Here is a 26,290-nt window from a genome sequence, read left to right as displayed (position 1 = left end):
CGAGGTTTCATATGCGTCAGGCTACTCGGCGAGCCACTGCACGGCCCGTACCACGATGTCCCAGGAGGCGACGATCACGCCCAGGACCAGCAGCACCACGATGGTCGCCGCGATCCACCAGCGCAGGCCGCCGGCCCGGGTGCTGGACTCGGCGAACTCGGCCACGTTGTGCAGGGTGCCCTCGACGGTGAACCCCGGCTCGCAGCGCTGCATCCGGTCCAGGTGCCGCGCGAACGCCTGGGCCTCCGGATCGTCGGGGTCGAGCCCGGCCAGGTCGTCGTCGAAGCGCGGGTTGTGGCCGCTTTCGGTCATACCGACCAGGGTAGGTCAGCCGATGCGGGTGTCGGCGTCGATGCGCATGCCCTGATCGGTGTTGACGACCCGCCACGAGATGCGGCCGACCCCCGCGATGGTCACGTACATGTCCGCCGAACCGTCGGAGTTGAGGCCCTTGTCCGCGAGGATCGAGTTGTAGCCCTGGATCTCGTGCTCGGACCAGTACTGCTGGAACGCCTGCTGGCTGCCGAACACCGCCTGCGCGGACGGCGTGAGCAGCGCCCACGCGGCGGCCGACCCCTTGCCGTCGAGATACCCCTTCACGACCTGCCCGGCCTGCCCGAAGTTCACCGAACCGGTGTTGGCCGTCTTGCCCAGGTCCGCCGGGGCGGCGCTGCTGGAGGTGCTGGACGGCGCCGACGTGGTGGACGTGGTGCCGCCGACGTTGGCCTGCGAGGTGCCGGCGTTCGGCTGGTCACCGCCGTTGAGCACGACCACCAGCACCAGGACGAGCACCGCGACCACGGCCACCGCGGACCCGGCCAGCACGCCCTTGCGCTTCAGCGGTGACGGCTTGGCCTGCTGGGGCGGCTTCGGTGGCGGGATGAACGCCGCCGTCGGGTTGCGCGGGCTGCGCTGCTGCGACAGGGCGGGGGCGGGGCGGGCGGCGCCGCGGTGGCGGCGCCGGTGCGCTGCCACGGCGGCCGCTCGGCAGGCGCCGGGGCTTCGGCGGGCACGGCCGCGGGCCGCCGGCCGCCGTTGAACAGCGGCGGCGACACCAGCGTGCCCTTGGTGTCCTTCTCGCCGTTGGCGAGCGCGGCCAGCCGGTCGCGGGCCTCCAGCATGGTCGGCCGCTCCTCCGGCTCGACCCGCAGCAGGCTCATCAGCAGCGCGGTCGCCTTGCCGGCGCTGCGCGGCGGGATGACCTGCCCGTTCGCCGCCGTGTAGAGCAGGGCGAGCTGGTTGGAGCTGTTGCCGTAGGGCGGCTGGCCCTCCAGCGCGTGGTAGAGCGTCGCGCCGAGGGAGAAGACGTCGGAGGCCGGCGCCGGGTCCGAGCCGCGCGCCAGCTCGGGCGCGAGGTAGGCCGGGGTGCCGCCGATCAGGCCGGTCTGGGTGAGCGTGAGGTCGCCCGCCGCCCGCGAGATGCCGAAGTCGGTGATCTTCGCGGTGCCGTTCTCGTCGATCAGGATGTTCGCCGGCTTGATGTCCCGGTGCACGATCCCCGCGCGGTGCGCCACGACCAGCGCCGAGGCGACCTGGTGCCCGATGCGGGCGACCTCGGCCAGCGGCAGCGTGCCCTGCTCGGCGATCACCGCGGAGAGGCTGCGCGAGGGCAGGTACTCCATGACCAGGCACGGGTCGCCGCCGTGCTCGGCGATGTCGAACACCACGATGGCGTTCGGGTGCTGGAACCGTGCCGCGTTCTTCGCCTCGCGCATCGCTCGCTGGCGCATGCTGTTGCGCTCGGCCTCGGACATGCCCGGCTGGGCGAGGATCTGCTTCACCGCAACCGAACGCTCGAGGCGCTCGTCGACCGCGCGCCACACGACGCCCATGGCGCCGCTGCCGATGTGCTCAACGAGGCGATAGTGCCCTGCGATCAGCTGACCGGTGTCGATGGGACTACTCCTCGGAAACTCTCCGCATGTGCTGGCTTGGCTCAGCGCGAACGATCTCCTCGCGCACCGGGTCGAGTGTAGCGGGCTGCCTGATACGCCCGGCGTAAGCAGTCCCGCGGGCGATTCGCGCCAGGCCAACGGCACCCGCGAGCGCGAAGGCACCGTAGCAGGCCAGCAGCGCCGGCGGGGTGCTGCCGGTGAGCGCGTCGCCCAGCACCACCACCGCGATCGTGCCCGGCAGGCTGCCCAGCACGGTCCCGATCAGGTAAGGGCGGAACCGCACCGAGAGGATGCCGCAGCAATATCCCAGTGGCGCGAAGGGAACCACCGGGATCAGCCGCAGCGACGCGATCGCGACGACACCGCCGTCGGCGAGTCGTTCGTCGACCGCGCGCACCACTTTCCGTTCCAGGTGGCGGGACACGAGGTCGCGCCCGACCAGGCGGGCCAGGCCGAACCCGAGCGCGCCGGAGACCGCGGTCGCCGTGATGGCCACCACGATGCCGAGCGCGTCGCCGAGCAGCAGTCCCGCCGCGAGGTTGAAGACGGTGCGGGGGATGGGGGCGACGGTGAGCACCGCGTAGGCGGCCAGGAACACCAGTGCGGTCACCGCGCCCGCGCCGGCGGCCCAGTTGCGCAGTTCCGCCGGGCTGGGCACCGGAAGTGTGAACGCCGCCACCACCGCCCCGGCGAGCAGGACGAGCGCGACGATCATCTTCAGGCGGCGGGGCACGACGTCCACGGTAAGGCACGCGCGGAACCGGCCCGGCGGGGCTACGGTGATCCGGTGGCAGCACGCGGTGAGGCGGTCGAATACCAGGTGGGCGCGCGCACGGTGCGGGTGTCCAATCCGGACAAGGTGTACTTCCCGGAGCGCGGGATCACCAAGCGGCAGGTCGTGGAGTACTACCTCGCCGTCGCGGAGCCCTTGCTGCGGGCGGTGGGGGAGCGGCCGACGACGCTGAAACGGTTCCCGGACGGCGTTTCCGGTGAGCCGTTCTACGCCAAACGGGTACCTCGTGGAGCGCCCGAATGGGTGCAGACCGCGCGGATCACCTTCCCGTCCGGGCGGACCGCGGACGAGGTCTGTCCCACCGAGGCGGCGGTGTTCGCGTGGGCGGCCAACCTCGGCACGCTCGACTTCCACCCGTGGCCGGTCCGGCGGGCCGATGTGGACCATCCGGACGAACTGCGCATCGACGTGGATCCCCCGGACGGATCCGGGTTCGGCGACGCGGTCCGCGTGGCGCTGGTGGTGCGGGAGGTGCTGGCGGACGCCGGGCTGACCGGGTACCCGAAGACCTCCGGCGGGCGCGGCGTGCACGTGCTGGTGCGGATCCGGCCGGAGTGGGACTTCGTCGACGTGCGGCACGCGGTGATCGCGCTGGGTCGCGAGGTGGAGCGGCGCGTGCCCGATCTCGCCACGATCGCGTGGTGGAAGGAGGAGCGCGGCGGCCGCGTGTTCCTCGACTACAACCAGGCGGCGCGGGACCGGACGGTGGCGTCGTCGTGGTCGGTGCGCGGCACGCCCCGGGCCACGGTGTCCACGCCGCTGACGTGGGAGCAGCTGCCCGAGGCCGACCCGGACGACTTCGACGTGCTCACGGTGCCGGACTGGCTGGCCGAGCACGGCGACCCGCACGCCGCCATCGACGACCGGGCGTTCGGCCTGGAGGCGGCGCTGGAGTGGTACGCCCGCGACGAGCGCGACCACGGCCTGGGCGAGATGCCGTACCCGCCGGATTATCCGAAGATGCCCGGCGAGCCGAAGCGCGTGCAGCCGAGCAAGGCGCGGCCGGGCACGTGAGGTGGCCGCGGGTGGCAGGTGTGCAGCGGATCGGTGCTCACCGGCCTCGCCCGGGCGATCTTCGTGCCGGTCCGGTCCGCTCCGAGTGACGCTGCTCGCGCCGGGACCGGAACACGTGGCGGGGCCGGCGTGTTGACCAAGGCGTGAAGCTGTCCGTGCTCGATCGGTCCCGTACCCGCGAAGGTGGCACCCACGCCCAGGCCCTGCGCGAGACCGTGGCGTTCGCGCGGGAGGCCGAGGCGCTCGGCTACCACCGGTTCTGGGTGTCCGAGCACCACAGCGTGCCCGGGGTGGCCGGGTCCGCGCCCACCGTGCTCGCCGCCGCCGTCGCTGATGCCACCTCGCGCATCCGCGTCGGCACCGGTGGCGTGATGCTGCCCAACCACCAGCCGCTCGTCGTGGCGGAGCAGTTCGGTGTGCTGGAGGCTCTGCACCCCGGCCGGATCGACATGGGGCTGGGCCGCTCGGTCGGGTTCACCGGCGGCGTGCGGCGCGCGCTCGGCCACGACAAGGACGACGCCGACCGCTTCGGCGAGCAGGTCCGGCTGCTGCTCGGCTACCTCGACGGCACCCAGCGCGCGTTCCCCGGGGTGCACGCCTTCCCGGCCGAGGGGCAGCCGGTCCCGGCGTTCCTGCTGGCCACCGGGGCGGGCGCGGACCTGGCCGCCGAGCTGGGGCTGCCGCTGGTCATCGGCTCGGTGCGCGGCGAGGCACCCATGATCGAGGCGATCACCCGCTACCGCGACGGCTTCGTCCCGTCGTCCCGCTGCCCGATGCCGTACGTGATCGTCTCGGCGACGATCGCCGTGGCCGGGACGCGCGCGGCCGCCGAGCGGCTGCTGGTGCCGGAGGCGTGGTCGTCGGCCTGGTCGCGCACGCACGGCGTGTTCCCGCCGCTGCGCCCGGCGGGGGAGATCCTGGCGACCCCGATGACCGACCGCGAACGACGCTACTTCGACGACGCCCGGCAGGGGCAGATCGCCGGCACCCCGGACGAGGCGGCCGCGGCCCTGGCCGGCCTGGTGGACCGCACCGGCGCCGACGAGGTCCTGGTGACCACCAGCACCTACGACCGCGCCGAGATGCTGGACTCCTACCGGCTGCTGGCGGAGGCGGTCGCCGTGGGCAGCGCCGCCGGGTCCTTCGGCGTCCGGTAGTACAGCGCGACCGCCACGAACACCGCGAACGTCAGCCACAGGTAGGCGTTCTGGAACAGCCACGTCAGCCCGGCCGGCTGGAAGCCCAGCACCGTGTCGGCCTCGAAGCCGATCAGCGGCAGCACCCCGCCGGAGGTGATGAGCGCGGCCCCGGCCAGCCCGATCCACCCCAGCACCGACCCGCGCAGCGCGACGTTCGCCAGGCAGATCAGCAGCATCGCCAGCCACACCCAGTGGTGCACCCAGCTGTAGGGCGACACGGCCGTCGTCGCCAGGCCGCACAGCGTCGCCGCCACCAGCTCCTCACCGCGGGCGGCCAGGCGGCGCGCCAGCAGCAGGCACACCACGGCGGTCGCGGCCGCGGCCAGCAGCCACACGAGTTGCATCCCGCCGGTCACCCCGGTCGCCCGCGCGAAGAACCCGCGCAGCGACTCGTTCGCCGGGTTCTCCGGCACGCCCACGCGTGTCGGGTCCATGAACGCACCGGACCAGAACGTCACCGAGTCGCGCCACAGGAACGCGAACCCGGCCGCCACGGTCACCACGAACGTGCCCGCGGCGACGATCGCCGCCCGGTAGCGGCGTGTCACCAGCAGGTACAGCACGAAGAACGCGGGTGTCAGCTTGATCCCGGCGGCGATGCCGATCAGCGCGCCCTTGACCTTCGACGAGTCCGGCAGCGCCAGGTCGAGCAGCACCAGCGTCATGAGCAGGATGTTGATCTGCCCGAACGCCATCGTCTCGCGCACCGGCTCGCACCACATCAGCAGCGCCGCGACCGCCAGGCTGACCAGCACCAAGCGCAGATCCCGCCGGAACCGCAGCAGCGACAGCGCCGCCCACACGCCGACGGCCAGCATCGCGTAGTCACCGAGCGCGCCCACCCACGTGAAGAGTTCACCCTTCAGTGGCGCCAGCGGCGTGAACAACAGCGCGGCGAACGGGGTGTAGACGAACTCCCAGTGCCCGCGGATGTTGCCCAGCAGCGGCGTGTCGTAGACGGACACGCCGCCGAGCACGCGCTCGCCCGCGATCCGGTAGACGCCCAGGTCGAGCAGGTGCAGCAGCGCGGGCAGGTGGGTCAGGACCTCTCTGACGTACCAGAACCCGGCGACCGCGCCCAGCACGAGGACGGGCCACACGGCGATCCAGGGAATCGGTCGTCGCGCGCTGTCCCGGGGCGCCGGCGTCACAGCCGGCGTCTCGACCGCGGAAGACGGCACAGTCACTCCCAGTACTCAGTGGTCCGGCGGATGGAGGACAAGCCTAAACGGGGGCCGCGCCGGGTCCCCTAAGCGGGGCAGAGGGTGCCGTCGGCCGGGACCTTGCCGTCGACGAGGAACGCGCGCACCGCTTCGGCCGCGCACGGCGAGCCGAGCGCCCCGTGCCCGGCGCCCTGCCACGCGACCCGCACCGCGCTCGGGATCTGCTGCGCCGCGCGCACCGTGCCGGTCTCCGGGGTGACCGGGTCGGTCAGGGTGCTGGTGACCAGGATCGGCGGCAGCCCGGAGGTGCCCAGCGTGGGCAGCGGCTCGGTGCGCGCCGGCCACGGCAGGCACCACACGAGCCGCTGCGTCACCAGCCCGCCGAAGACGGGGTAGCGGCCGCGCAGCTCGGTGGTCAGCCCGGAGATCCGGTCGGCGGGCATCCGCTCGACCGTGTCGTTGCACTCGGTGGCGAGCGTGCCGTCCAGGTGGGACGGCGAGACGTCCGAGCCGTTGAGCATCGGTGCGACGAACCCGGCGAGCCCGCGGACGTCGCCCGCCCGGCCGGCGTCCAGCGCCCGGGCCAGCTCGGTCCAGCGGGCGCGGTCGGCGAGCCCGGTGACCACCGCCCGCAGCGCCGTGCCCGCGCCGAACACCGCGCCGCCGGGCAGGACCTGCGGCGCCGCGCGCAACCGGTCCATCACGGCGTTCACCGTCGCCGCCGCGTCCTGGCCGACCGCCCGGCCGTAGGCGTCGAGGGTGGCCTGCTGCGCGGCGGCCAGGTCGCCGAGCACGGTGACCGTGTCGCTGGAGGGGTCCGGGATGCCGTCCATCACGAACCGCCCGACCCGCTCCGGGAACCGGGCCGCGTAGGAGATCAGCACGTGCGAACCCTCGCCGTGCGCGAGCGCGTGCAGTTTCGGCACGCCCAGCTCGTCGCGGATCTCCTCGAGATCGCCCGCGGTGCGCCAGCTGTCGAACGCCTGCTGCGCGCCACCGAGGTCGATCGCGCACTGCTGCCCGGCCTTGCGGGCGGCGTCCAGCAGCGGTTCCAGGTCGTCGTCGGCCGGGTCCTGGTTGAGCAGCTGGCTGCGGGTGTCCTCGGGCACGCACGACAGCGGGTCCGACTCGCCGGTGCCGCGCCGGTCGACGCCGATCAGCGAGAACCGCTGTAACAGCGCGGGCGGCAGCGCCGAGGCGAGCCGCGCGGCGTGGAGGGTGCCGGGCTCGCCCGCGACGTCGTTGACCACGACCAGCGGAATCGCGCCGTTGCCCGCCTTGAGGACGGACACGCGGGTCTGCACGCGGCCCGGCAGGGCGGGGTCGTCCAGTGTGGACATCACGGTGCCGCAGCTGAACCGCAGGTAGCCGGGCGCTTCGGTGCCGAGCCGGCTGCGGGTCTGGGCGTCGCAGTCGGCCCAGTCCAGTGCGGGCGAGCGCGGTTCGGTCAGCGGCGGCAGCGGCACGTCCGTGGCGGAGCTGGCCGGCGCGGAGGACACCGGCTCGTCGTTCTCCACGACCGGCGGCCGTTTCGACGGCCCCGCCGTGCAGCCGGCGAGGAGGGCCGACAGCAGCACAGCGAGCACGAGACCACGGCGCGGCACGACGTTCCTCTTTCCCTGGGTGCGTGTTCGCCCCCGAGGTTCGCACGACGCCGGTGTGCCGGGGGTGAGCGGGGTCGGTGCGCTCAGACGCCGTGGACGGTGAACCCGCCCGTGCTGAACCCGCCGGAGCCCGCGGTCCCGGTTCCGCCGGGCCGGTAGTGGCCGGGCGCGGACGACCGCCGGGGAGCCGGCCGGGCCGGCTGCGTGGGCCCGCCGGGCAGCCGGTCCAGCGCCCGGCGGGCGGCGGCGACCACGTACGGGACGTCGGGCTCGCCCACCGCGCTCAGCAGCATCTCGCGCAGCTGGCGCTGGTCGTAGCGGGCGATGAGCCCGGGCCGGACGTCCACCAGCGCCAGGATGACCACCCACGGCAGATCCCGGCCGTCCCGGGCGTTGCGGTCCGCTTCGGCCGCCAGGACCGCCCGCATGGCGTGCCAGATCTTCTCCCGCCACAGCGGGCTGGTGTGCCACGCGCGCTCCAGCGTGGTGCGCGCCCGGTCGGCCGCCTCGTCGTTCCGGGCCTGGCACATCACCCGGACGAGCGTCTCCGGCGAGCGGCGGTGGCGGCGGCACAGGTGGGCCGTCGCGAGGACGGCCAGCCGTCCCGGGCTCCGCAGCGCGTGTCGTTCGATCCGGCCGGTCATCAGCGGGTCCGCTTGACCTCGCCGTGGAAGACCGCGTCCAGGTCGTAGCGGGCGACCTCCTCGAGCTGGGCGTAGGTGCACGAGTCCGGCTCGCGGTCGGGGCGCCAGCGGATGAACTGCGCGGTGTGCCGGAACCGGGACGGGTGCCCGCCCTCGGTGTGCTCGTAGGCGACCTCGACGACCCGCTCCGGCCGCAGCGGCACCCACGGCTGCTCGGTCGAGCGCCACCGCGTGACGCCGCCGGGCAGGCGCTGCCCCTCGACCGTGCCGTCCAGCCACGGGTGCCCGGCGCCGTCGGTGATCAGGCCGGCGAACTCCTCCGCCAGCTCCCTGCGCCGCTTCACCGGGAACGACCCCACCACACCCGGGTGGTGCAGCACGCCGTTGTCGTCGTAGAGCCCGAGCAGCAGCGATCCGACGGCCTCGCCGGGCGTGGAATCCTTGTGCCAGCGCAGCCCGGCCACCACGCAGTCGGCGGTGCGCGAATGCTTGTACTTGATCATGATCCGCTTGCCCGGCTCGTACCCGGCGTCCAGCGGTTTGCCGATCACCCCGTCCAGCCCGGCGCCCTCGAACAGCTCGAACCAGTGCCGCGCGGTGGCCGGGTCGGTGGTCGCCGGGGTGATGTTCAGGTCCTGCCCGGCGAGTTCCGCCAGGCGATCCCGCCGCGTGCTGGTCGGCTCGCCGAGGAACGCCTCGTCCCCCAGGGCGAGCAGGTCGAACGCGACGAACGTGGCCGGGGTCTGCTCGGCGAGCAGCCGGATGCGCGACTCGGCCGGGTGGATCCGCTCGGTGAGCGCGTCGAAGTCGAGGTGCCCCTCGCGGCCGACGACCAGTTCACCGTCCAGCACCACCCGGTCGGGCAGCAGCGGCGGCAGCTGCGCCAGGACCTCCGGGAAGTACCGGTTCAGCGGCTTCCCGGCCCGCGACTGCAGCGTCAGCTCGTCGCCGTCGCGGAAGACGAGGCAGCGGAAGCCGTCCCACTTGGGCTCGAACAGCAGCTCGTCGGAGTCCGGGATCGACTTCGCCGGTTTCGCCAGCATCGGCTGGATCGGCGGGGTCAGCGGCAGCATCTGCCCACCTTACGGGCGGCGGCGGTACCGCAGCATCGTGAAACCGTCTTCGACCAGGATCGATGCCAGGTCCATGTCGCGGGCCTCGGACGCCATCCGGCCGATCGCGATGCGGTCCGCGCCGCCGCCGGCCAGCAGCGGCGCGACCGTCAGGCACAGCTGGTCGACCAGGTCCTCGGCGACCAGCTCGCCGAACAGGTGCGGCCCGCCCTCGCAGTTGATGCGCATCAGCCCACGCTCGGCGAGCTGGTCGAGCGCGCTCCGCAGGTCGATGGTCTCCACGCCGGCGATGAGGAGGTCCGCGCCCGCGTCCGCGAGGGCGCGCCGCCGGTCCGCGGGGGCGTGCTCGGTGGTGATGATGATCGGCGGCACCGTGGTGTCGGTGAACAGCGGCGCCGACGGGTCGAGCCGGGCGCTGCCGGTGACCACCGCGATCGGCGGGACCTCGGCCAGCCCGAGCCGGGCCCGGCGCTCGCGGCGTTCCGGGCTGGTGCGGGCGCCGCGGTAGTTCTCCGCGCGGACGGTGCCGGCGCCGGCCAGCACGACGTCGGCCAGCAGGCGGCCGTGGAAGAAGATCCGCTTGTCCGCCGGGCCGGACAGGCCCTCGGACCGGCCCTCCAGGGTCGAGGCGCCGTCGGCGGAGGCGGTGAAGTTGGCCTGCACGAACGGCCGGTCCAGGGCCGCCGGGTAGCCGTAGATCCGGTCCAGGTCGTCGTCGGTCACGTCGTCGAGGGGGTCGGGCCACAGGCTGCGCACGATCTCCATCACATCACGCCGCCGTCACCGGGGCCGGGCGACCGGGTCCGGATAGCCTGGGTCAATGCCCGCGCACCTCACCGACCGGCAGCCCGAGCTGGGAGCGGACGAGCTGATCGCCGCCCTGGTGCCGCCGCCGCGCTTCGACGCCGTGCGGTTCGCCACGTACGTGCCGAACCCGGACGAGCCGAGCCAGGCCCAGGCGGTCGAGTCGTGCTCGGCGTTCGCGGCGCGCATCGAGAAGGCGGCGCCCAGGAAGTCGAAGCTGCGGTCGCTGTTCGGCGGCGGTTCCGCGCCCGCGCCCGGCACGCAGGGCCTCTACCTGGACGGCGGGTTCGGCGTCGGCAAGACCCACCTGCTCGCCTCGACCTGGCACGACGCGCCCTCGCCCAAGGCCTACGGCACGTTCGTCGAACTGACCCACCTGGTCGGCGCGCTCGGCTTCGGCGAGGCGGTGCGGCGGCTGTCCGAGCACCGGCTGCTCGCGATCGACGAGTTCGAGCTGGACGACCCGGGCGACACGATGCTGGTCACCCGCCTGCTGCGGGAACTGACCGACGCCGGCGTGTACGTCGCGGCGACCTCGAACACGCTGCCGGACAAGCTCGGCGAGGGCCGGTTCGCGGCCGAGGACTTCCTGCGCGAGATCCAGTCGCTGTCGTCGCGGTTCTCGGTGGTGCGGGTGGACGGGCCGGACTACCGGCACCGCGGCCTGCCCGAGGCGCCGCCGCCGGTGTCCGAGGAGACCCTGCTCGCGTCGGCGGACAGCCGGGAGGGCTCGACGCTCGACGACTTCGACGCGTTGTGCGCGCACCTGGCGAAGCTGCACCCGTCCCGCTACGGCCGTCTCGTCGACGGCGTGTCGGTGGTGCACATCCGCGGGGTGCGGCCGGCGCCGGACCAGAACGTCGCGCTGCGGCTGGTCGCCTTCGCCGACCGGCTCTACGACCGGGCCGTCCCGGTGGTCGTCTCCGGTGAGTCGCTGGCGGCGCTGTTCACCGAGGAGATGCTGCAGGGGGGCTACCGGAAGAAGTACCTGCGGGCGGTGAGCCGGCTGACCGCGCTGGCGCGAGACGCCGCGTCGGTGAGCTGAGCGCGAGCACCACGGCGACGGCGAAGCACGCGCCGCCCAGCACGTCGGTGGGGTAGTGGTAGCCCAGGCCGACGAGCCCGATGCCGGCGATGATCGTGACGAACCCGCTCAGCGTCGCGGTGACCGCGGTGGCCGGGCCCGGCCGGGCGAGCAGCACCAGCACGGTGAGCGTGGCGACCATGCTGACCGTGTGCCCGCTCGGGTAGGCGAGGTAGTCGGTCTTCATCCGGTCGAACAGCGGCTTGAGCACCCAGGTGTTGAGCGCGACCGGCACCGCGACCCCGAGCACCGCCAATGCCACGCCGTCCCAGCGGCGGCCCAGCGCGCAGGCGAGCACCACGATCGCCAGCAGCGGCAGCAGCACGACCGGTTCGGTGGGCAGCACGAACAACCGCAGCAGCGCGGGCTGCCCGCCGACCGCGTCGCCGATCCACGCGGTGATCGTCGCGTCGGGCCCGCTCGCCGTGGTGTCCCCGGCGAACGGGACGCCGATCGCCACCGCGGCCAGCAGGCAGACCGCCGCGAGGCCCCACCTCACGCGTCAGTCCGTGATCGCCGGGAACCGGCCGTTCTTGACCGCCGTGACCAGTTCGGCGTGGTCGGCCTCGGTCTGGTCGGCGTACCGGACGGCGTAGCGGCCGATCGCCTCGTCGAGCTGGTCGTCACCGTCGAAGTATCCCGCCAGCAGCCGCGGGTGGACCGAGCGGATGTGGGCGCGGGCGAGCAGCGCGCCGGCGAGGCGGCCGTAGTCGTCGAGGTCCTTGCCGCCCAGCTCGGTGGGTTCGATCTCGCCCTTGTAGTTGCGGAACTGGCGCACGATGAACGGCCTGCCCGCGACGGTGGTCCAGCCGAGCAGGATGTCGGTCTCGGCCTGCACCAGGCGGGCGCCGTGCACGATCCGCTGTCCCTCGTGCTCGGTGCGGTGCTCCGGCAGGTACGGCGTGAGCGCGGACGGCCGGGCCTCCTTGACCTGCAGCACCAGGTCCTCGTCGGTGTTGCCGTGCAGCAGCACGAGGTAGCTGCGCAGCCCGACGCTGCCGGTGCCGACCACGCGGAAGGCGACGTCGGCGATGCGGTAGCGGGCGATCAGGTTGCGCCGCGACTCCCGCAGCGTGTGCACATAGGACACCAGCCCGTCCGCGACGGCGTCCGCGGTGGCCTCGTCGACGTGCCGCAGCACGGGCGGGTCCTCGACGAACCGGTGGCGGCTCAGGCCGGTGGTGTGGTCGTCGATGCGCTCGGTCCACTTGGCGGAGACGCGGGCGCTGGTGTTGCGGCGGGCCTTTTCGGTGGCCTCGCTGAACTCGTCGGCGAGGTCGTGGGCCTTCACTTTGGACAGTGCGTCCGCGTCGCCGAGCGCGTTCCACGACCGCAGGAACGACGCCTCGCCGAGCTGGCGCACCACGCGCCGGTAGGACTTGACCGCGTCCTCGGCCGCGTCCCGGCAGTCCTCTTCGGACACGCCACCCTCGCGCCCGGCGAGGACCAGGCTCGCGGCGAGGCGTTTGAGGTCCCACTCCCACGGGCCGCGGATGGTCTCGTCGAAGTCGTTGATGTCCATGACGATCTGCCCGTCCGGTGTGCCGTACAGGCCGAAGTTCGCGGCGTGCGCGTCACCGCAGATCTGGGCGGACAGGCCGCTGTGCGGGGTGCCGGCCAGGTCGGCGGCCATCAGCCCGGCCGCGCCCCGGAAGAACGCGAACGGGGAGGCGATCATGCGCCCGATCCGCAGGGGGATCAGCTCGCCGAGCCGCCCTTCGTTGCTGCGCTCGACGAACTCGGCGACGCCCGGCCGGTGCTCCCCCGCGGCGGCGTGGTCGTGCGCGGTCGGCGGGGTGCGCTCACCCAGCTCCCGGCCCCGCGCGTGCAGCTCCTCCGGATCGCTCGCCTCGCCCGGCACCAGTGCCCGTTCCATCCCCTGCTCCCTCCGTTGCCTGCCCAACGTACGGGAGGGACGGAGGGTTTCAACCGCGGCACGCGAGTCCCACGCTCCCGCGCGCGAGTCCCACGTTGCGGCGCGCGAGTTCCACGTTCGCGCCCGTGGTGGCGTGCTCGCGACGGCGAGTGCCACGTTCGCGCTTGCGGTGGCGAGTTCGCGCTCCTGTCCGGCGAGTCCCACGTCCGCGTTCGGCGAGTCCCACGCTCCCGCGCGCGAGTCCCGCGCTCCCGCGCGCGAGTCCCACGCTCCCGCGCGCGAGTCCCGCGCTCCGCCCCGCGAGTCCCGCGCTCCCGCACGTGAGTTCCGCGCCCGCTGCGCCGAGTGCCACTTCGCGGCGGCGGGGTCCACGGCGGCGGTCAGCGGCCCAGGACCTCCGCCAGGATGTCCAGCCCCCGATCCAAATCGGCCTCCGTGATCGTCAGCGGTGGGGCCAGCCGCAGCGTCGCGCCGTGGGTCTCCTTCGCCAGCAGGCCCTTTGTAGCCAGGGCCTCAGACGCCTCGCGGCCCGACAACCCGCCCGGCGTGATGTCGATGCCCGCCCACAGGCCGCGTCCGCGCACCTCCGCCAGCCCGTGCCCGACCAGCTCACCGAGGCGCGTGTGCATGCGCGCCCCCAGCTCCGTGGACCGCCGCTGGAACTCGCCGGCGGACAGCAGCCCGATCACCGCCCGGCCGACCGCGCACGCCAGCGGGTTGCCGCCGAACGTCGAACCGTGCTCGCCCGGCTTGAGGACGCCCAGCACGTCGGCCCGGCCGACCACCGCGGACAGCGGCAGGATCCCGCCGCCCAGCGCCTTGCCCAGCGTGTACAGGTCGGCGCGCACCCCGGTGTGCTCCAGCGCCAGCAGCGTCCCGGTGCGGGCCAGTCCGGACTGGATCTCGTCGGCGATCAGCAGCGCCCCGGCCTCGTCGCACAGCCGGCGCGCCTCGGCCAGGTACCCCTCCGGCGGCACCAGCACCCCGGCCTCGCCCTGGATCGGCTCCAGCAGGACCGCCGCGGTGCGCTCGGTGATCGCGTCGCGCAGCGCCGCCGCGTCGCCGTACTTCACCACCGTGAACCCCGGCGTGTACGGGCCGAACCCGGCGCGCGCGGACTCGTCGGTGGAGAACGAGATGATCGTGGTGGTGCGGCCGTGGAAGTTCGACCCGGCGACCACGATCTCGGCCCGCCCGTCCGGCACGCCCTTCACCTCGTAGGCCCACTTCCGGGCGACCTTCAGCGCGGATTCCACCGCTTCGGCGCCGGAGTTCATCGGCAGCACCATCTCGGTGCCGGTCAGCTCGGCCAGCTCGCGGCAGAACGCGCCCAGCTGGTCGTGGTGGAACGCGCGCGAGGTCAGCGTGACCCGTGCCAGCTGCTCCTGCGCGGCGGCGATCAGCGCGGGGTGCCGGTGCCCGAAGTTCAGCGCCGAGTAGGCGGACAGGAAGTCGAGGTACCGGCGGCCCTCGACGTCGGTCACCCAGGCGCCCTCGGCCTCGGCGATCACGACGGGCAGCGGGTGGTAGTTGTGCGTGCTCCAGCGCTCGTCGAGCGCGATGAACTCGGCCGCGGAGGTCGTCATGACATCAGGCTAAGGGCAGTTCAGGCTGGGAATCATCCGTCGATCGTTGTTTCGGCGGACTGATCGTTGCGCAGTTCCGCCGCCAGGTGGCAATTCGTTGTTCCCCCGTGCACGGGTCGCCAAGAGCGGTGCTGGTTTGACAGAGTGCGAGGCGTGACCGACGAGCTCTCCTTCCTTCGCCAGCAGGCCCGCACGCAGCGCTTCACCCTCGGCACCCCACGCGAGTTCCGCGTCGCGCCCGATGGGGCCCGGCTGCTGTTCCTGCGTTCGGAGTCCGGCACCGACCGGCGCAACAGCCTGTGGGAATTCGACCTCGCCACCGGGACCGAAACCAAGGTCGTGGACGCCGCGGAGCTGCTGCCCGGCGAGGAGGAGCTGCCACCGGAGGAGCGGGCCCGCCGCGAGCGCATGCGGGAGAGCGCGGGCGGCGTGGTCGGCTACGCCGTCGACGACGAGTTCCGCCTGGCCGCGTTCTCCCTGTCCGGCAAGCTCTACACCGTCGACCTGGCCAGCCGTGAGGTGTCCGAGCTGGTCGACACCTCGGTCGTCGACCCGCGGCCGAACCCGCCCGGCACGCACATCGCCTACGTCCGGGACCGCGCGCTGCGCGTCATCGACCTCGCCACACGCGAGGACACGGTGCTCGCCGGTGAGGACGGCGAGGACATCGCGTGGGGGCTGGCCGAGTTCATCGCCGCCGAGGAACTGGGCCGCGCCCGCGGCTACTGGTGGTCGCCCGACGGGCAGAGCCTGCTCGTCGAGCGCACCGACCGCACCGGCGTGCCCCGCTGGACCATCTCCGACCCGGCCCACCCCGAGTCCGGCGCGAACACCGTCGCCTATCCGGCCGCCGGCACCACGAACGTCGACGTCTCGCTGTCCTTCTTCGGTCTCGACGGCACCCGGGTCGACGTCGAGCGCGGCGACTGGGAGTACCTCGTCGCGGTGCACTGGACGGCCGCTGGCCCGCCGCTGCTCGCCGTGCAGCCCCGCGACCAGCGGGAACTCGCGATCTACGCGGTGGACCCGGCCGACGGCTCCACCAAGCTGCTGCACACCGAGACCGATCCGCACTGGGTCGAGATCGTGCCGGGCGTGCCGGCCTGGACCGCCGACGGGCGGCTGGTGCACGTCAGCGCCGCCGACGGCAGCTACCGGCTGGTGATCGACGGCGACCCGGTCACCGGGCCCGGCCTGCAGGTCCGCTCCGTGCTGCACGTCGGCGCGGAGGTCCTGTTCAGCGCTTCGGCCGAGGACCCCACGCAGATCCACGTCTACCGCACCGGCCCGGACGGCGTGACCCGGCTGTCCGGCACCGACGGCGTGCACGTCGGCGCCGGCACCGCGGAGATCACCGTCTTGTCGTCGTGGAGCCTGCGCCGCAGCGGCCCCGAGGTCAGCGTGCTGCGCGACGGCCGCCCGCTGGCCAACGTCGAGTCCTACCCGGTCGACCCGGGCCTCGAACCCGACCCGGAGTGGCTCACCGTCGGCGAGCGCGGCCTGCGTGCCGCGCTGCTCCTGCCCACCGGCTACCGGCCCGAGGACGGGAAGCTGCCCGTCCTGCTCGACCCCTACGGCGGCCCGCACGCGCAGCGCGTCCTGCAGAGCCGCAACGCCTTCCTCACCTCGCAGTGGCTGGCCGACCAGGGCTTCGCGGTCCTGGTCGCGGACGGCCGCGGCACCCCGGGCCGCGGTCCGGCGTGGGAGAAGGAGATCGTGCGCGAGCTGGCCGAGGTGACGCTCACCGACCAGGTGGACGCGCTGCACGCGGTCGCCGCCGATCACCCCGAGCTGGACCTGTCCCGGGTGGCGATCCGCGGCTGGTCCTACGGCGGCTACCTGTCCGCGCTGGCCGTGCTGCGCCGCCCGGACGTCTTCCACGCGGCGGTCGCGGGGGCCCCGGTCACCGACTGGTCCCTCTACGACACCCACTACACCGAGCGCTACCTCGGCGTGCCGGACGAGGAGCCGGAGTCCTACGAGCGCAACTCGCTGATCGCCAGTGCGCCGGAGCTGCGGCGCGCGCTGCTGATCGTGCACGGCCTGGCCGACGACAACGTGTTCGTCGCGCACGCGCTGCGGCTGTCCTCGGCGCTGCTGGCCGCGGGCCGCCCGCACGTGTTCCTGCCGCTGGTCGGCGCGACCCACATGACGCCGCAGGCCGAAGAGGTCGCGGAGAACCTGATGAAGGTCCAGGTGGACTGGATCAACCGAGAGCTGGAGGCTGCTGCGCGATGAAGCGCTGGGGAATCACGATTCCGCTGACCGGGGTGCCGCTGATCGCGCACCGTGAGCTGATCGAGCGGCTGCCCGCGCTCGGCTACACCGACGCGTGGTCGGCCGAGACCGCCGGGACGGACGCGTTCTCGCCGCTGCTGCTGGCTTCGCAGTGGGCGCCGGAGCTGCGGCTGGGCACCGCGATCGTGCCGGTCTACACGCGCGGTCCCGGCCTGCTGGCGATGTCCGCGGCGACCCTGGCCGAGGCCGCGCCCGGCCGGTTCGTGCTCGGCATCGGCGCGTCCTCACCGGTGATCGTGCAGGGCTGGAACGCCGCCGCGTTCGACAAGCCGTTCGCCCGCACCCGCGACACCCTGCGGTTCCTGCGTGCGGCCCTGGCGGGGGAGAAGGTGACGGCGGAGTACGAGACGTTCTCGGTCAGCAAGTTCCGGCTGGAACGCGCGCCGGAACCGGCTCCGCCGATCATGCTCGCCGCCCTGCGGCCCGGCATGCTCAAACTGGCCGCCAAGGAAGCCGACGGCGCGATCACGAACTGGCTCTCGCCCGCCGACGTCCGGCAGGTGCGCGCCGAGGTCGGGCCGGACACCGAGCTGGCGGCCCGGATCTTCGTCTGCCCGACCACCGACCGCGACGCCGCGCGGGGCCTGGGCCGGATGATGATCAGCAGCTACCTCACGGTGCCGGTGTACGCGGCGTTCCACGACTGGCTCGGCCGCGGCGAGGCGCTCGCGCCGATGCACGAGGCATGGCGGGCCGGCGATCGCAAACGGGCGAACGAGGTGATTCCGGACGAGGTGGTCGACGACCTGATCGTGCACGGCAGCCCGGAGGAGTGCCGTGCGAAGATCCAGTCCTATGTGGACAACGGGCTGACCACGCCGGTGATCGCGCTGCTGCCCACCGGCGAGGACCCGGTGCGGCAGGTGGAGGCGCTGGCACCCCGGTGACCCGGCACACGCCGCTGTGACCCCTTTGGCGGCATGACTTGCGCTCCCCGGGCGGGCACTTTGGGAGGAACGTGCCCGCCGGGGGTGTGCCCGCGGCGCACGGTGTCCGTATCGTGGCTTAGCGTAGGCATACCTAAGGAGCGGTGAGTGGGCGAATCGATGCCGGAGGGCGCCGGGCTGGCCGGCGGCCGGGAGGGTCACCGGCGGCTGGCCGAGCTGATCCCGTTGGTCCTCGACGCGATGGGCGAGGGCGCGGCGGAGCGCGGGGGACCGGGCCCGGCGGGCGGACCCGCGGCCGTCGCGGCCGGGGTGGCGGCCCTGACCGGCGCGGAACCCCTGGCCGGGGCCACCGGCGTGGGCGCGGAGCAAGCGCTTACCGAGCTGTCCCGGCTGCTGGCCGCGGGCTCGGTCGACCCCGCCGATCCGGCGTGCGCGGCGCACCTGCACTGCCCGCCGCTCGCGGTCGCCGTCGCCGCCGATGTGGTGGCGAGCGCGCTCAACCCGTCGATGGACTCGTGGGACCAGGCGCCGGTCGCCAGCGAGATCGAACGCGAGCTGGTCACCCTGATCGCCCGGCTGTGCTACCCGGACGCGCCCGCGCCGGACGCCGTGGTCACCACCGGCGGCACCGAATCGAACCTGCTCGGGCTGCTGCTCGCGCGCGAGCCGGACCCGGCGGTGCGCCCGGTGTGCGGGCGCACCGCGCACCACAGCGTGGCCCGCGCCGCGTGGCTGCTCGGGCTGCCCGCGCCGGTTCCGGTGGACTGCGACGGCGAGCGCATGCGCCCGGCCGCGCTGGCGGAGACCCTGCGCGCCCTCGGCGGGCCCGCGGTCGTGGTCGCCACCGCGGGCACCACCGACACCGGCGAGATCGACCCGCTGCGCGAGGTCGCGGAGGTGTGCCGCCGCCACGGTGCCCGCCTGCACGTGGACGCCTCCTACGGCGGGCTCGCCCTGTGCAGCGCGCAGCTCGAGCCCCTGCTCGACGGGCTCGACCAGGCGGATTCGGTGGCGCTGGACGCCCACAAGTTCGGCTGGCAGCCGATCTCCGCGGGCCTGCTCGCGGTGCGCGACGCCGCGGATCTGTCGGCGTTGTCCGTGCGCGCCGAGTACCTCAACGCCGGTGACGACACCGAGGCCGGGCTGCCGGACCTGCTGGGCCGCTCGATCCGCACGTCCCGCCGTCCCGACGCGTTCCGGATGGCCGTCACCTTCCGCGCGCTGGGCATCGAGGGCGTGGGCGCGCTCGTGGAACACTGCTGCGCCACCGCCGCCGAGGTCGCCGAGATGATCGAGCGGCACCCCGCGCTGCGGCTGTGGGGCAGGCCGGCGCTGTCCACCGTGTTGTTCAAACCGGCCGACGCCGACGACGAACTGGTCGCCCGGGTGCGCCGCACGCTGCTGGAAGCCGGCACCGCGATCGTCGGCCGCGCCACCATGGCCGACGGCGTGTGGCTGAAGCTGACCCTGCTGCACCCGCGGGCGACCGCGGAGGACTACCGCCCGCTGCTGGACGCGGTGGCCGCGACCGCCGCCGCCCAGGCCGCCGAGGTGGTCCTGCGGTGACTCCGGTCGATCTGGCCGGGGTCGGGATCGGCCCGGCCAACCTGTCGCTGGCCGCGCTCGCCGAGCCGGTCGCGGACCTGACCGTCACGCTGTACGAGCGCAGCCCCGAGTTCCGCTGGCACCCCGGGCTGCTGCTCGACGGCGTGACGCTGCAGGTGCCGTTCCTGGCCGACCTGGTCTCGCTGGCCGATCCGACCAGCGCACTGTCCTTTGTGAACTACCTGCACGCGAAGGACCGGCTCTTCCCGTTCTACTTCGCCGAGCGCTTCCACATCCCGCGCGCCGAGTACGACGACTACTGCCGCTGGGTGTCGCGGCGGCTGGGCAGCTGCCGGTTCGGCACCACCGTCACCGGGATCGAGTGGCGCGACGGGCTGTTCCGCCTGCACGCGGCCGCCGGCGAGATCAGCGCGCGCAACGTGGTGCTCGGCATCGGCACCGAGCCGTGGGTGCCGGAACCGTTGCGGGCGCTCGCGGACGATCCGGACGTGCCGGTGATCCACTCCGCGGAGTACCTGTCCGAGCGGGAACGGCTGCTCGCGCTGCCCGCGGTGACGGTCGTCGGCTCGGGCCAGTCCGGCGCGGAGGTGTTCCTGGACCTGCTGCGGCACCGCAAGCAGCCGGACGGCCTGCGGTGGGTGACGCGGACCGTGTCGTTCGCGCCGATGGAGTACTCCAAGCTCGGGCTGGAGCAGTTCACGCCGGACTACACGCGCTTCTTCCACCGGCTGCCCGAGGCCGAGCGCGACCGGCTGCTGCCCGCGCAATGGCAGCTCTACAAGGGCATCGACGCCGAGACCATCGCCGACATCCACGACGAGCTGTACCGCCGCACGATCGGCGGCGGCTGGCCCGGCGTGACGCTGACGCCCGGCGTGGAGGTCGTGTCGGCGCGGCGGGACGGGGAGCGGATCGCGCTGGGCCTGCGGCACCGGCAGGAGGGCAGCACGGCGACCTGGGTGACCGACGCGGTGGTCGCCGCCACCGGCTACCGCGAGCGGCCGATCGACGGGCTGCTCGGGCCGCTGGCGGACGCGGTGGCCCGGGACGGCAGCGGCCGCCCGGTCGTCGAGCGCGACTACCGGCTGCGGCTCGCGCCGGAGATCGGCGGCGCGATCTTCGTGCAGAACGCCGAGCGGCACACGCACGGCGTCGGCGCGCCGGATCTCGGGCTGGTGGCGTGGCGGGCCGCCTCGATCGTCAACGCGGTCTGCGGCCGCACGGTCTACCGGTTGCCGTCGCGCACGGCATTCACGCGGTTCGGGTTGGAGGAGTGAGCGTGGACTCAGCGCAGGCGTGGCGCGCGGCCGGCACGCTGATCGTGCACAAGATGCTCGGCGAACTGTCCTACGAGGGTCTGTTCGACCCGTCGCCGGCGGACGACGCGGAGCACCGGCTCTGGCGGCTGGCGTTGCCGGAGGTGACCTACGAGTTCCGGGCCCGGCGCGGTGCCTTCGAGTCGTGGACGGTGCAGCCGGGTTCCGCGTCGCGGGACGGCGAACCGGCCACCGACCCGCGCGTGCTGGTGGTGGACGCGCGCAAGGAGCTGGGCCTGTCCGGGCTGCGGCTCGCGGACGTGCTGGCCGAGCTGACCGCCACGGTCACCAACGAGGCCGCCCGCCTGCGCCGCGCCCCCAGCGCCGCGGAACTGTCCACGATGGACTACAACCTGGCCGACGGGCACCTCACCGGGCATCCGCGGCTGGTGCTGAACAAGGGCCGGGTCGGGTTCTCCGCCGGCGACCGCGCCCGGTACGCGCCGGAGGCCGGGGCCGACGTGCGGCTGCGGTGGTTCGCCGTGCACCGCGACCACGCGCGGTTCCGCTGCGTGGACTCGTTGTCGGCCGAGACGCTGCTGGCCGGGGAGCTGGACGACGACCAGCGCGCGGAGTTCGCCCGGCTCGCCGACCCCGCCGAGTACGTGTGGGCGCCGGTGCACCCGTGGCAGGCCGACGAGATCCTCGGCACCCTCTACGCCGGGGAACTCGCCACCGGGGTGGTGATCGAGCTGGGCGAGTCCCGGGACGCCTACCGTCCACACCAGACGGTGCGGACGCTGGCGAACGTGTCGCGGCCGGACCGGTACGACGTCAAGACCGCGGTGTCGGTGCGCAACACGCTCGTCTACCGCGGGCTGGCGGCCGGCGCGACGCTCGCCGGGCCGGCGGTGACGAGCTGGCTGAAGCGGGTCGGCGCGGCGGATCCGCTGCTCGCCGGCGAGTACCGGTTCGAGCTGCTCGGCGAGGTCGCGAGCGTGTCGGTCGAGCACCCGCTGTTCGGCGCCATCGAGGACCTGCCGTACCGGTTCCACGAAACACTCGGGGCGTTGTGGCGGGAACCGCTGGTGTCCCGGCTGGCCGAGGGGGAGCAGGCGATCTCGTTCGCCGCGCTGCCCTACCGCGATCGCTCGGGCGCGTCGGTGATCACGGGCCTGATCCAGCGGTCCGGCTGGGACGCCGAACGCTGGTGCGCCACGGTGTTCGACCTGCTGCTCACGCCGCTGCTGCAGTGGCTGCTGCGTTACGGCGTCGGGTTCTGCCCGCACGGCCAGAACCTGATCCTGATCGTCGACGAGCGCGGGCGGCCGCTGCGGGTGGCGATCAAGGACTTCGCGCAGGGCGTCGACCTCCTGGACGAGGACCTGGACTGCTACCGCCTGCTCGCGCCGGAGGCGGCCGGGGAGATGCTGCGCTGGCCGGCGCACCTGCTCGCGCAGTCGCTGTTCAGCTCGGTGTTCTCCGGTCAGCTGCGGTTCTGGGCGGAGATCCTGCTCGACGACCTGGCCTTCCCGCGGGCGCGGTTCTGGGAGCTGGTGCGCGAGGTCGCCGGCCGCTACCGGGCGGAGAACCCGGACGTCGCGCGGCGGTTCGACGCGTGCCTGCTGTTCGCGCCGGACGTCGAGCGGGTCACGCTGAACCGGGAACACCTGGCCGGGCAGGGGTTCGACAAGGTCGACCGCGACGACGAGTTCGACGTGCGGTGGGGGCGCGTGCCGAACCCGCTGCACGCCCCGGACCCGGCGGGGGCGTGGTGAGAGCGCCCCGCCCGGTCGGGCCGCGCACGCTCGCCGAGCGGGCCGCGGCCGCCCGGGGCCTGCGCGTGGCGCTGGCGCGCGGGGACGTGCCGCGGGTGCTGCTGCTGGTGCCCGATCCGCACGCCCGGTTCGCCGCGGTCGAGCTGTCCGGGCGGTTCGTGGCCGAGGAAGTGCTCTCCGGCGGTTACGGGGTCTGCACGTACGTGTTCGCCTGGGACGTGGAGCGGGAGGCGCTGCCGGCCGGGCCGGACAGCCCGCTCGCTCGCTACGTCGGCGGCTACGGGGACCTGCGGATGCGGCCCGATCCGGCGACGATGACCGCGCTGCCGGACGGGTTGTGCGGCATCGTGTGCGACGTCGAGTGGCCGGACGGCGAACCGGCGCGAGCGGCTCCGCGGCGGGCCCTGACCGAGCAGCTGATGGCGCTCGAATCGCTCGGGTACGTGCCGTCAGCGGGGTTGGAACACGAGGTCGTGTTCGGCGACGCGGACGGCCCGCTGAGCGCGCACGGCGTGGACTACGCGGTCGGCGGGACCGAGCGGATGCGGCCGGTGCTGCGTGATCTGCGGGTGGCGCTGGAGCAGTCCGGGCTGGGGGTGGAGTCCGCGCGTGCCGAGTGCCATCCCGGGCAGTACGAGATCGTGCTGCGGCACCGGGATGCGCTCGCCGCGTGTGACGACGCCTTGTTGCAGCAGCTGATCGTGCGGTCGGTGGCCGCGGAGCACGGGGTGTCCGCGGCCTACCTGGCGGCGCCGGAGCCGGGGCAGGGGTGCTCGTGCCACGTGCACCTGTCGTTGTCTTCCGTCGCGGGGGAGCCCGCGTCGGGGAACGGGACCGCGCTGTCGCCGGTGATGGCGTCGTTCCTGGCCGGGGTGCTGCGGGACGCGGCGGCGCTGGCCCCGGTGTGGGCGCCGACCTGGAACAGCTACGTGCGGCTGCGGACAGCGCCGTTCTCGCCGCGGGAGCTGCGGTGGGGCGTGGACGACCGGACGGCGTCGGTGCGAGTGGCCGGGCGCGACGCGTCGCTGCGGCTGGAGTTCCGGTTCGCCGGCGCCGACGCGCAGCCGCACCTGGTGCTCGCGGCGCTGCTGGCGGCGGGCCGGGCCGGCATCGAGGAGGGGGTTCCGCTGCCGCCGGCGGGGGAGGTCGTGGGTGCGTTGCCGGGCACGCCGTGGGAGGCGTTGTCCGGGCTGGACCGGGTGGCGAAGCTGCTCGGTGACGAGGTCGCGGCTCAGCAGGAGGCGCTGCTGCGGGCCGAGCTGGAGGCGGGCTGCTCCGCGGTCACCGACTGGCAGCGCCGGCGGGGCGCCTTGCGGGCGTGACCGGCGTCAGCTCGCGATCCTTCTGACGGGGGATCGCGAAGGCCAGCAACAGGGCGACGCCGACCAGGACGTAGGTGGCGGCGGAGAGCTGCTCGGGGAACGTCCAGTCGCGGTGCACGACCGGGAAGTCGGTGTCCGGCAGGGTGTGGAACGGCGCCCAGACGAAGAACACCGCGGTCAGCGCGCCCCAGCCGAGCCACGCGGTGGCCAGCCACGAGCGGTCCTCGGCGCGGCGGATCGTGATGCCGAGCATCACCACCAGCGCCGGGACCACCCACACGTAGTAGTGCGACCACGAGGTGGGGGAGACGAGCAGGGCGAGTCCGGCGCAGGCCATCAACGCGAGGGCCGGTTCGGCGCGGCGCATCGCGTTCGCGACCAGCGCCAGCAGGCCGAGCACCAGGACGAGCCACACGGCCTTCTCGGCCGCGCCGGTCAGCCCGGTGCGCACGACGACGGCCTCGATGGCCTGGTTGGTGGCGAACGCGGTGCCGCTGACGCCGCCGCCGCTCAGGCCGCCCTGGAACCAGTAGTGGATCGAGCCGCCGAAGTCCGCGACGAACCCGATGACGGAGGCCACGGCGAACGTGATCGCCGAGGTGATGGCCGACCGGTGGTCGCGGCGGATGAGGAAGAACAACACGAACGCGGCCGGGGTGAGCTTGAGGGCCGCGGCCAGGCCGATGCCGAAGCCACGCGGCCAGATCGTGCGCCCGGCCAGGCAGTCGACCGTCACCAGGGCCATCATGATGATGCTGACCTGCCCGAAGCCGAACGTCTGGCTGACCGGTTCGAGGAAGACGGTGAGCGGAAGCACCACCGACGCGACGGCGACCCCGCCGTCGCGCCCGAGCTGCGGCCGGACGGCGCGCGCGACCGGGTAGACGGTGACGAACATGCTGAGGCCGTTGAGGACGTACAGCGTGACGACGGAGGCGTCCCACGGCAGCATCGCCAGGGGCGACAGCAGCAACGCGGCGAACGGCGGGTACACGAACGGCAGCTGCGCGCCGTTGGCGACCTCCGGCAGCGCGCCGTACATGTCCCGGCCGTCCCACCAGGCCTGCACGCCGTGGCGGTAGACCTCGAGGTCGATCTGGGGGCGGGTGGGCAGGTAGTGCATCATCCCCTGCACCGCGAAGAAGAGCCAGACCGCACACGGCACCGGGACCAGCCACAGGTATTTGCGCATCGGGCACTACTGTAGATATTCGATAACGACAGGTCGCGGCGTGGTACCGCTCCGCGCGCGGGTTCCACCGGCTCGTCCGGGGTTCGCCTCGGTGGTCGTGCGGCGGGCGGCCCGGCCCGCTGCTCCTGACGGTGCAGGCTCGGGGGGTGGGCTGTCCGGTTCGCGTGGGTACCCCGCCTTTTGGCGGTCGTGCGGCGGGCGGCCCGGCCCGCTGCTCAGGCGATGCAGGCCCGCCGGTGCAGGCGCCGATACGCCGACGGCGGGGTGCCGCACAACTCGACGAACGCCTGGCGGAGCGTCTCCGCCGAGGTGAACCCGCACCGCCGGGCCACCGCGGTCAACGGCAGGTCCGTAGTGGCGAGCAGCTGGGAGGCGGCCTCGGTGCGGGCCCGTCTGACGAACCGGCCCGGCGGTACCCCGGCGTGTTCCTGGAACAGCCTCGTCAGCTGCCGCTCGCTCAGCCCCGCCCGCTCCGCCAGCGCCCGGGTCGACAAATCGCCGCCGGGGTGGCCGGTGATGTACGCCGCCAGGTCGGCCACCTGGCGGTGCTCGGGCGGCGGCGCGGCGAGGAACATGCTCACCTGCGCCTGGTTGCCCGGCCGCTGCAGGTACGTGACCAGCGCGCGGGCCACCTCGCGCGCCAGGCTCGGCCCGTGGTCGGCCTCGACGAACGACAGCGTCAGGTCCAGTCCGCTCGTCACGCCCGCGGCCGTGTGCACGTTGCCGTCCTGGACGAACAGCGGCGCCGGGTCGATGCTGATCTCCGGGTACTGCCGGGCCAGCTTCGCCGCCCACATCCAGTGCGTCGTCGCCCGCCGGCCGTTGAGCAGCCCCGCCGCGGCGAGCACGGACGTCCCCGTGCAGACCGATGCGACCCGCCTGGCCGTCGCCGCCACCCGGCGGACGTGGGTGGTCAGCCTGACGTCCGCCGCGGCTCTCGCGTGGCCCGTCCCGCCCGCGACGATCAGCGTGTCGACCGGGCCGCGGAGCCGGTCGAGCCGGTCCTGCGCGGCGAGGGTGAGCGCGTTCTGGCAGCGGATCGGCCGGCCGTCGAGGCTGACCAGGGTGACCTCGTACGCCGGGGTGGCGCCGTACCGGTTGGCGGCGTCGAGGACGTCCGCGGGGCAGGCGATGTCCAGCAGGGCGGACTCCTCGTACCCGACGATCACCATCCGGCGCATGGCGTCAGCGTAGCCGTCCGTCCGACGACGATCCCAGGTTTTCGGACATCCCCTGCCCGGGCAGCCGTGGTGCCC

General features: G+C 73.8%; 23 protein-coding genes. 9 read left to right on the top strand and 14 right to left on the bottom strand.

Features of this window, described 5'->3' with window-relative positions:
• Positions 1-21 precede the first annotated feature (21 nt).
• The 4 genes from L1857_RS26430 to L1857_RS26420 form a co-directional block, all read right to left on the bottom strand.
• On the bottom strand, positions 22-312 hold the full coding sequence (locus L1857_RS26430; protein WP_094007224.1) for a hypothetical protein: 291 nt from the start codon (positions 310-312) through the stop codon (positions 22-24).
• 15 nt (positions 313-327) lie between these two features.
• Positions 328-825, bottom strand: a complete 498-nt coding sequence (locus L1857_RS35625) for a hypothetical protein (RefSeq protein ID WP_346731882.1) — start codon at positions 823-825, stop codon at positions 328-330.
• An 11-nt stretch (positions 826-836) separates the two neighbouring features.
• Positions 837-1,832 (bottom strand): serine/threonine-protein kinase, encoded by a 996-nt coding sequence (locus tag L1857_RS26425; protein WP_346731881.1) that lies wholly within the window; start codon positions 1,830-1,832, stop codon positions 837-839.
• A 67-nt stretch (positions 1,833-1,899) separates the two neighbouring features.
• Positions 1,900-2,628 (bottom strand): TVP38/TMEM64 family protein, encoded by a 729-nt coding sequence (locus L1857_RS26420; protein ID WP_233157393.1) that lies wholly within the window; start codon positions 2,626-2,628, stop codon positions 1,900-1,902.
• A 54-nt stretch (positions 2,629-2,682) separates the two neighbouring features.
• On the opposite strand from L1857_RS26420, the gene ligD reads away from it, so the two are divergent.
• Both ligD and L1857_RS26410 read left to right on the top strand, forming a co-directional pair.
• Entirely contained in the window at positions 2,683-3,702 is a 1,020-nt protein-coding gene (gene ligD, locus L1857_RS26415) for a non-homologous end-joining DNA ligase (RefSeq protein WP_116111080.1), read from the top strand.
• Positions 3,703-3,845: 143 nt separating this feature from the next.
• Positions 3,846-4,859 carry an LLM class flavin-dependent oxidoreductase gene (locus L1857_RS26410; RefSeq protein WP_116111081.1) on the top strand — a complete coding sequence of 338 codons (1,014 nt, stop codon included), beginning with the start codon at positions 3,846-3,848 and terminating at the stop codon, positions 4,857-4,859.
• Here L1857_RS26410 and L1857_RS26405 read toward each other — a convergent pair.
• The 5 genes from L1857_RS26405 to L1857_RS26385 form a co-directional block, all read right to left on the bottom strand.
• Positions 4,796-6,001: a glycosyltransferase 87 family protein gene (locus L1857_RS26405; protein ID WP_233157394.1), complete on the bottom strand. Its 1,206-nt coding sequence runs from the start codon at positions 5,999-6,001 to the stop codon at positions 4,796-4,798. The two genes, L1857_RS26410 and L1857_RS26405, sit on opposite strands and share 64 nt — an antisense overlap.
• 149 nt (positions 6,002-6,150) lie before the next feature.
• Entirely contained in the window at positions 6,151-7,668 is a 1,518-nt protein-coding gene (locus tag L1857_RS26400) for an alpha/beta hydrolase (protein ID WP_249466589.1), read from the bottom strand.
• Positions 7,669-7,751: 83 nt separating this feature from the next.
• Entirely contained in the window at positions 7,752-8,312 is a 561-nt protein-coding gene (locus L1857_RS26395; protein ID WP_094007232.1) for a hypothetical protein, read from the bottom strand.
• Positions 8,312-9,385: an ATP-dependent DNA ligase gene (locus L1857_RS26390; RefSeq protein ID WP_094007233.1), complete on the bottom strand. Its 1,074-nt coding sequence runs from the start codon at positions 9,383-9,385 to the stop codon at positions 8,312-8,314. The genes L1857_RS26395 and L1857_RS26390 overlap by 1 nt, the downstream gene beginning before the upstream one ends.
• A gap of 9 nt (positions 9,386-9,394) precedes the next feature.
• A complete protein-coding gene (locus L1857_RS26385) occupies positions 9,395-10,150 on the bottom strand; it encodes a pyrimidine reductase family protein (protein ID WP_205413279.1) in 756 nt (251 codons plus the stop codon).
• Between the two features lie 55 nt (positions 10,151-10,205).
• Between L1857_RS26385 and zapE the strand changes: the two genes are divergently transcribed.
• The gene (gene zapE / locus L1857_RS26380) at positions 10,206-11,234 is read left to right on the top strand and encodes a cell division protein ZapE (RefSeq protein ID WP_116111083.1); all 1,029 of its coding nucleotides are present in this window, start codon (positions 10,206-10,208) and stop codon (positions 11,232-11,234) included.
• Here the strand turns inward: zapE and L1857_RS26375 are convergent.
• The 3 genes from L1857_RS26375 to rocD form a co-directional block, all read right to left on the bottom strand.
• Complete coding sequence (locus L1857_RS26375; protein ID WP_116111084.1) at positions 11,137-11,772, bottom strand: phosphatase PAP2 family protein; 636 nt, start codon at positions 11,770-11,772, stop codon at positions 11,137-11,139. The two genes, zapE and L1857_RS26375, sit on opposite strands and share 98 nt — an antisense overlap.
• Positions 11,773-11,775: 3 nt before the next feature.
• Positions 11,776-13,149, bottom strand: a complete 1,374-nt coding sequence (locus L1857_RS26370) for a DUF2252 domain-containing protein (protein WP_249466583.1) — start codon at positions 13,147-13,149, stop codon at positions 11,776-11,778.
• 380 nt (positions 13,150-13,529) lie between these two features.
• On the bottom strand, positions 13,530-14,735 hold the full coding sequence (gene rocD, locus L1857_RS26365; protein ID WP_116111086.1) for an ornithine--oxo-acid transaminase: 1,206 nt from the start codon (positions 14,733-14,735) through the stop codon (positions 13,530-13,532).
• Between the two features lie 153 nt (positions 14,736-14,888).
• Here rocD and L1857_RS26360 point away from each other — a divergent pair, with 153 nt between their 5' ends.
• The 6 genes from L1857_RS26360 to L1857_RS26335 all read left to right on the top strand — a co-directional run bounded on the left by L1857_RS26360 (position 14,889) and on the right by L1857_RS26335 (position 23,842).
• Positions 14,889-16,973 (top strand): S9 family peptidase, encoded by a 2,085-nt coding sequence (locus L1857_RS26360; protein ID WP_249466580.1) that lies wholly within the window; start codon positions 14,889-14,891, stop codon positions 16,971-16,973.
• Positions 16,970-17,920, top strand: coding sequence for an LLM class F420-dependent oxidoreductase (locus tag L1857_RS26355; protein WP_116111088.1), 951 nt, complete (start codon positions 16,970-16,972; stop codon positions 17,918-17,920). Before L1857_RS26360 ends, L1857_RS26355 begins: the two co-directional genes overlap by 4 nt.
• A 159-nt stretch (positions 17,921-18,079) precedes the next feature.
• On the top strand, positions 18,080-19,486 hold the full coding sequence (locus L1857_RS26350) for a pyridoxal phosphate-dependent decarboxylase family protein (protein WP_094007323.1): 1,407 nt from the start codon (positions 18,080-18,082) through the stop codon (positions 19,484-19,486).
• The gene (locus L1857_RS26345) at positions 19,483-20,763 is read left to right on the top strand and encodes a lysine N(6)-hydroxylase/L-ornithine N(5)-oxygenase family protein (protein ID WP_249466575.1); all 1,281 of its coding nucleotides are present in this window, start codon (positions 19,483-19,485) and stop codon (positions 20,761-20,763) included. The genes L1857_RS26350 and L1857_RS26345 overlap by 4 nt, the downstream gene beginning before the upstream one ends.
• Before the next feature lie 53 nt (positions 20,764-20,816).
• Positions 20,817-22,520, top strand: a complete 1,704-nt coding sequence (locus L1857_RS26340) for an IucA/IucC family protein (RefSeq protein WP_429728412.1) — start codon at positions 20,817-20,819, stop codon at positions 22,518-22,520.
• Entirely contained in the window at positions 22,514-23,842 is a 1,329-nt protein-coding gene (locus L1857_RS26335; protein ID WP_249466571.1) for a type I glutamate--ammonia ligase, read from the top strand. The genes L1857_RS26340 and L1857_RS26335 overlap by 7 nt, the downstream gene beginning before the upstream one ends.
• On the opposite strand, the gene L1857_RS26330 is transcribed toward L1857_RS26335, so the two are convergent.
• Together L1857_RS26330 and L1857_RS26325 are read right to left on the bottom strand one after the other, a co-directional pair.
• Positions 23,802-25,034, bottom strand: coding sequence for a glycosyltransferase family 87 protein (locus tag L1857_RS26330; protein WP_249466569.1), 1,233 nt, complete (start codon positions 25,032-25,034; stop codon positions 23,802-23,804). The genes L1857_RS26335 and L1857_RS26330 overlap by 41 nt on opposite strands.
• A 215-nt stretch (positions 25,035-25,249) precedes the next feature.
• A complete protein-coding gene (locus tag L1857_RS26325; RefSeq protein ID WP_116111092.1) occupies positions 25,250-26,215 on the bottom strand; it encodes a GlxA family transcriptional regulator in 966 nt (321 codons plus the stop codon).
• Between the last annotated feature and the right edge of the window lie 75 nt (positions 26,216-26,290).

It is taken from the genome of Amycolatopsis thermalba (genome assembly GCF_023376025.1).
GTDB classification, from domain to species: Bacteria; Actinomycetota; Actinomycetes; order Mycobacteriales; family Pseudonocardiaceae; genus Amycolatopsis_E; species Amycolatopsis_E thermalba.
The sequence above is the reverse complement of the archived record's forward strand: the minus strand, read 5'-3'. Positions and strand labels throughout refer to the sequence as shown.

Bases quoted from the DNA above. Each gene is read 5' to 3' on its own strand.
- L1857_RS26330 (WP_249466569.1), bottom strand. From the start codon at position 25,034: ATGCGCAAATACCTGTGGCTGGTCCCGGTGCCGTGTGCGGTCTGGCTC.
- L1857_RS26390 (WP_094007233.1), bottom strand. From the start codon at position 9,385: ATGCTGCCGCTGACCCCGCCGATCCAGCCGATGCTGGCGAAACCGGCG.
- L1857_RS26350 (WP_094007323.1), top strand. From the start codon at position 18,080: ATGCCGGAGGGCGCCGGGCTGGCCGGCGGCCGGGAGGGTCACCGGCGG.
- L1857_RS26340 (WP_429728412.1), top strand. From the start codon at position 20,817: ATGCTCGGCGAACTGTCCTACGAGGGTCTGTTCGACCCGTCGCCGGCG.
- zapE (WP_116111083.1), top strand. From the start codon at position 10,206: ATGCCCGCGCACCTCACCGACCGGCAGCCCGAGCTGGGAGCGGACGAG.
- L1857_RS26395 (WP_094007232.1), bottom strand. From the start codon at position 8,312: ATGACCGGCCGGATCGAACGACACGCGCTGCGGAGCCCGGGACGGCTG.
- L1857_RS26355 (WP_116111088.1), top strand. From the start codon at position 16,970: ATGAAGCGCTGGGGAATCACGATTCCGCTGACCGGGGTGCCGCTGATC.
- rocD (WP_116111086.1), bottom strand. From the start codon at position 14,735: ATGACGACCTCCGCGGCCGAGTTCATCGCGCTCGACGAGCGCTGGAGC.
- L1857_RS26325 (WP_116111092.1), bottom strand. From the start codon at position 26,215: ATGCGCCGGATGGTGATCGTCGGGTACGAGGAGTCCGCCCTGCTGGAC.
- L1857_RS26425 (WP_346731881.1), bottom strand. From the start codon at position 1,832: ATGGGCGTCGTGTGGCGCGCGGTCGACGAGCGCCTCGAGCGTTCGGTT.
- L1857_RS26430 (WP_094007224.1), bottom strand. From the start codon at position 312: ATGACCGAAAGCGGCCACAACCCGCGCTTCGACGACGACCTGGCCGGG.
- L1857_RS26385 (WP_205413279.1), bottom strand. From the start codon at position 10,150: ATGGAGATCGTGCGCAGCCTGTGGCCCGACCCCCTCGACGACGTGACC.
- L1857_RS26370 (WP_249466583.1), bottom strand. From the start codon at position 13,149: ATGGAACGGGCACTGGTGCCGGGCGAGGCGAGCGATCCGGAGGAGCTG.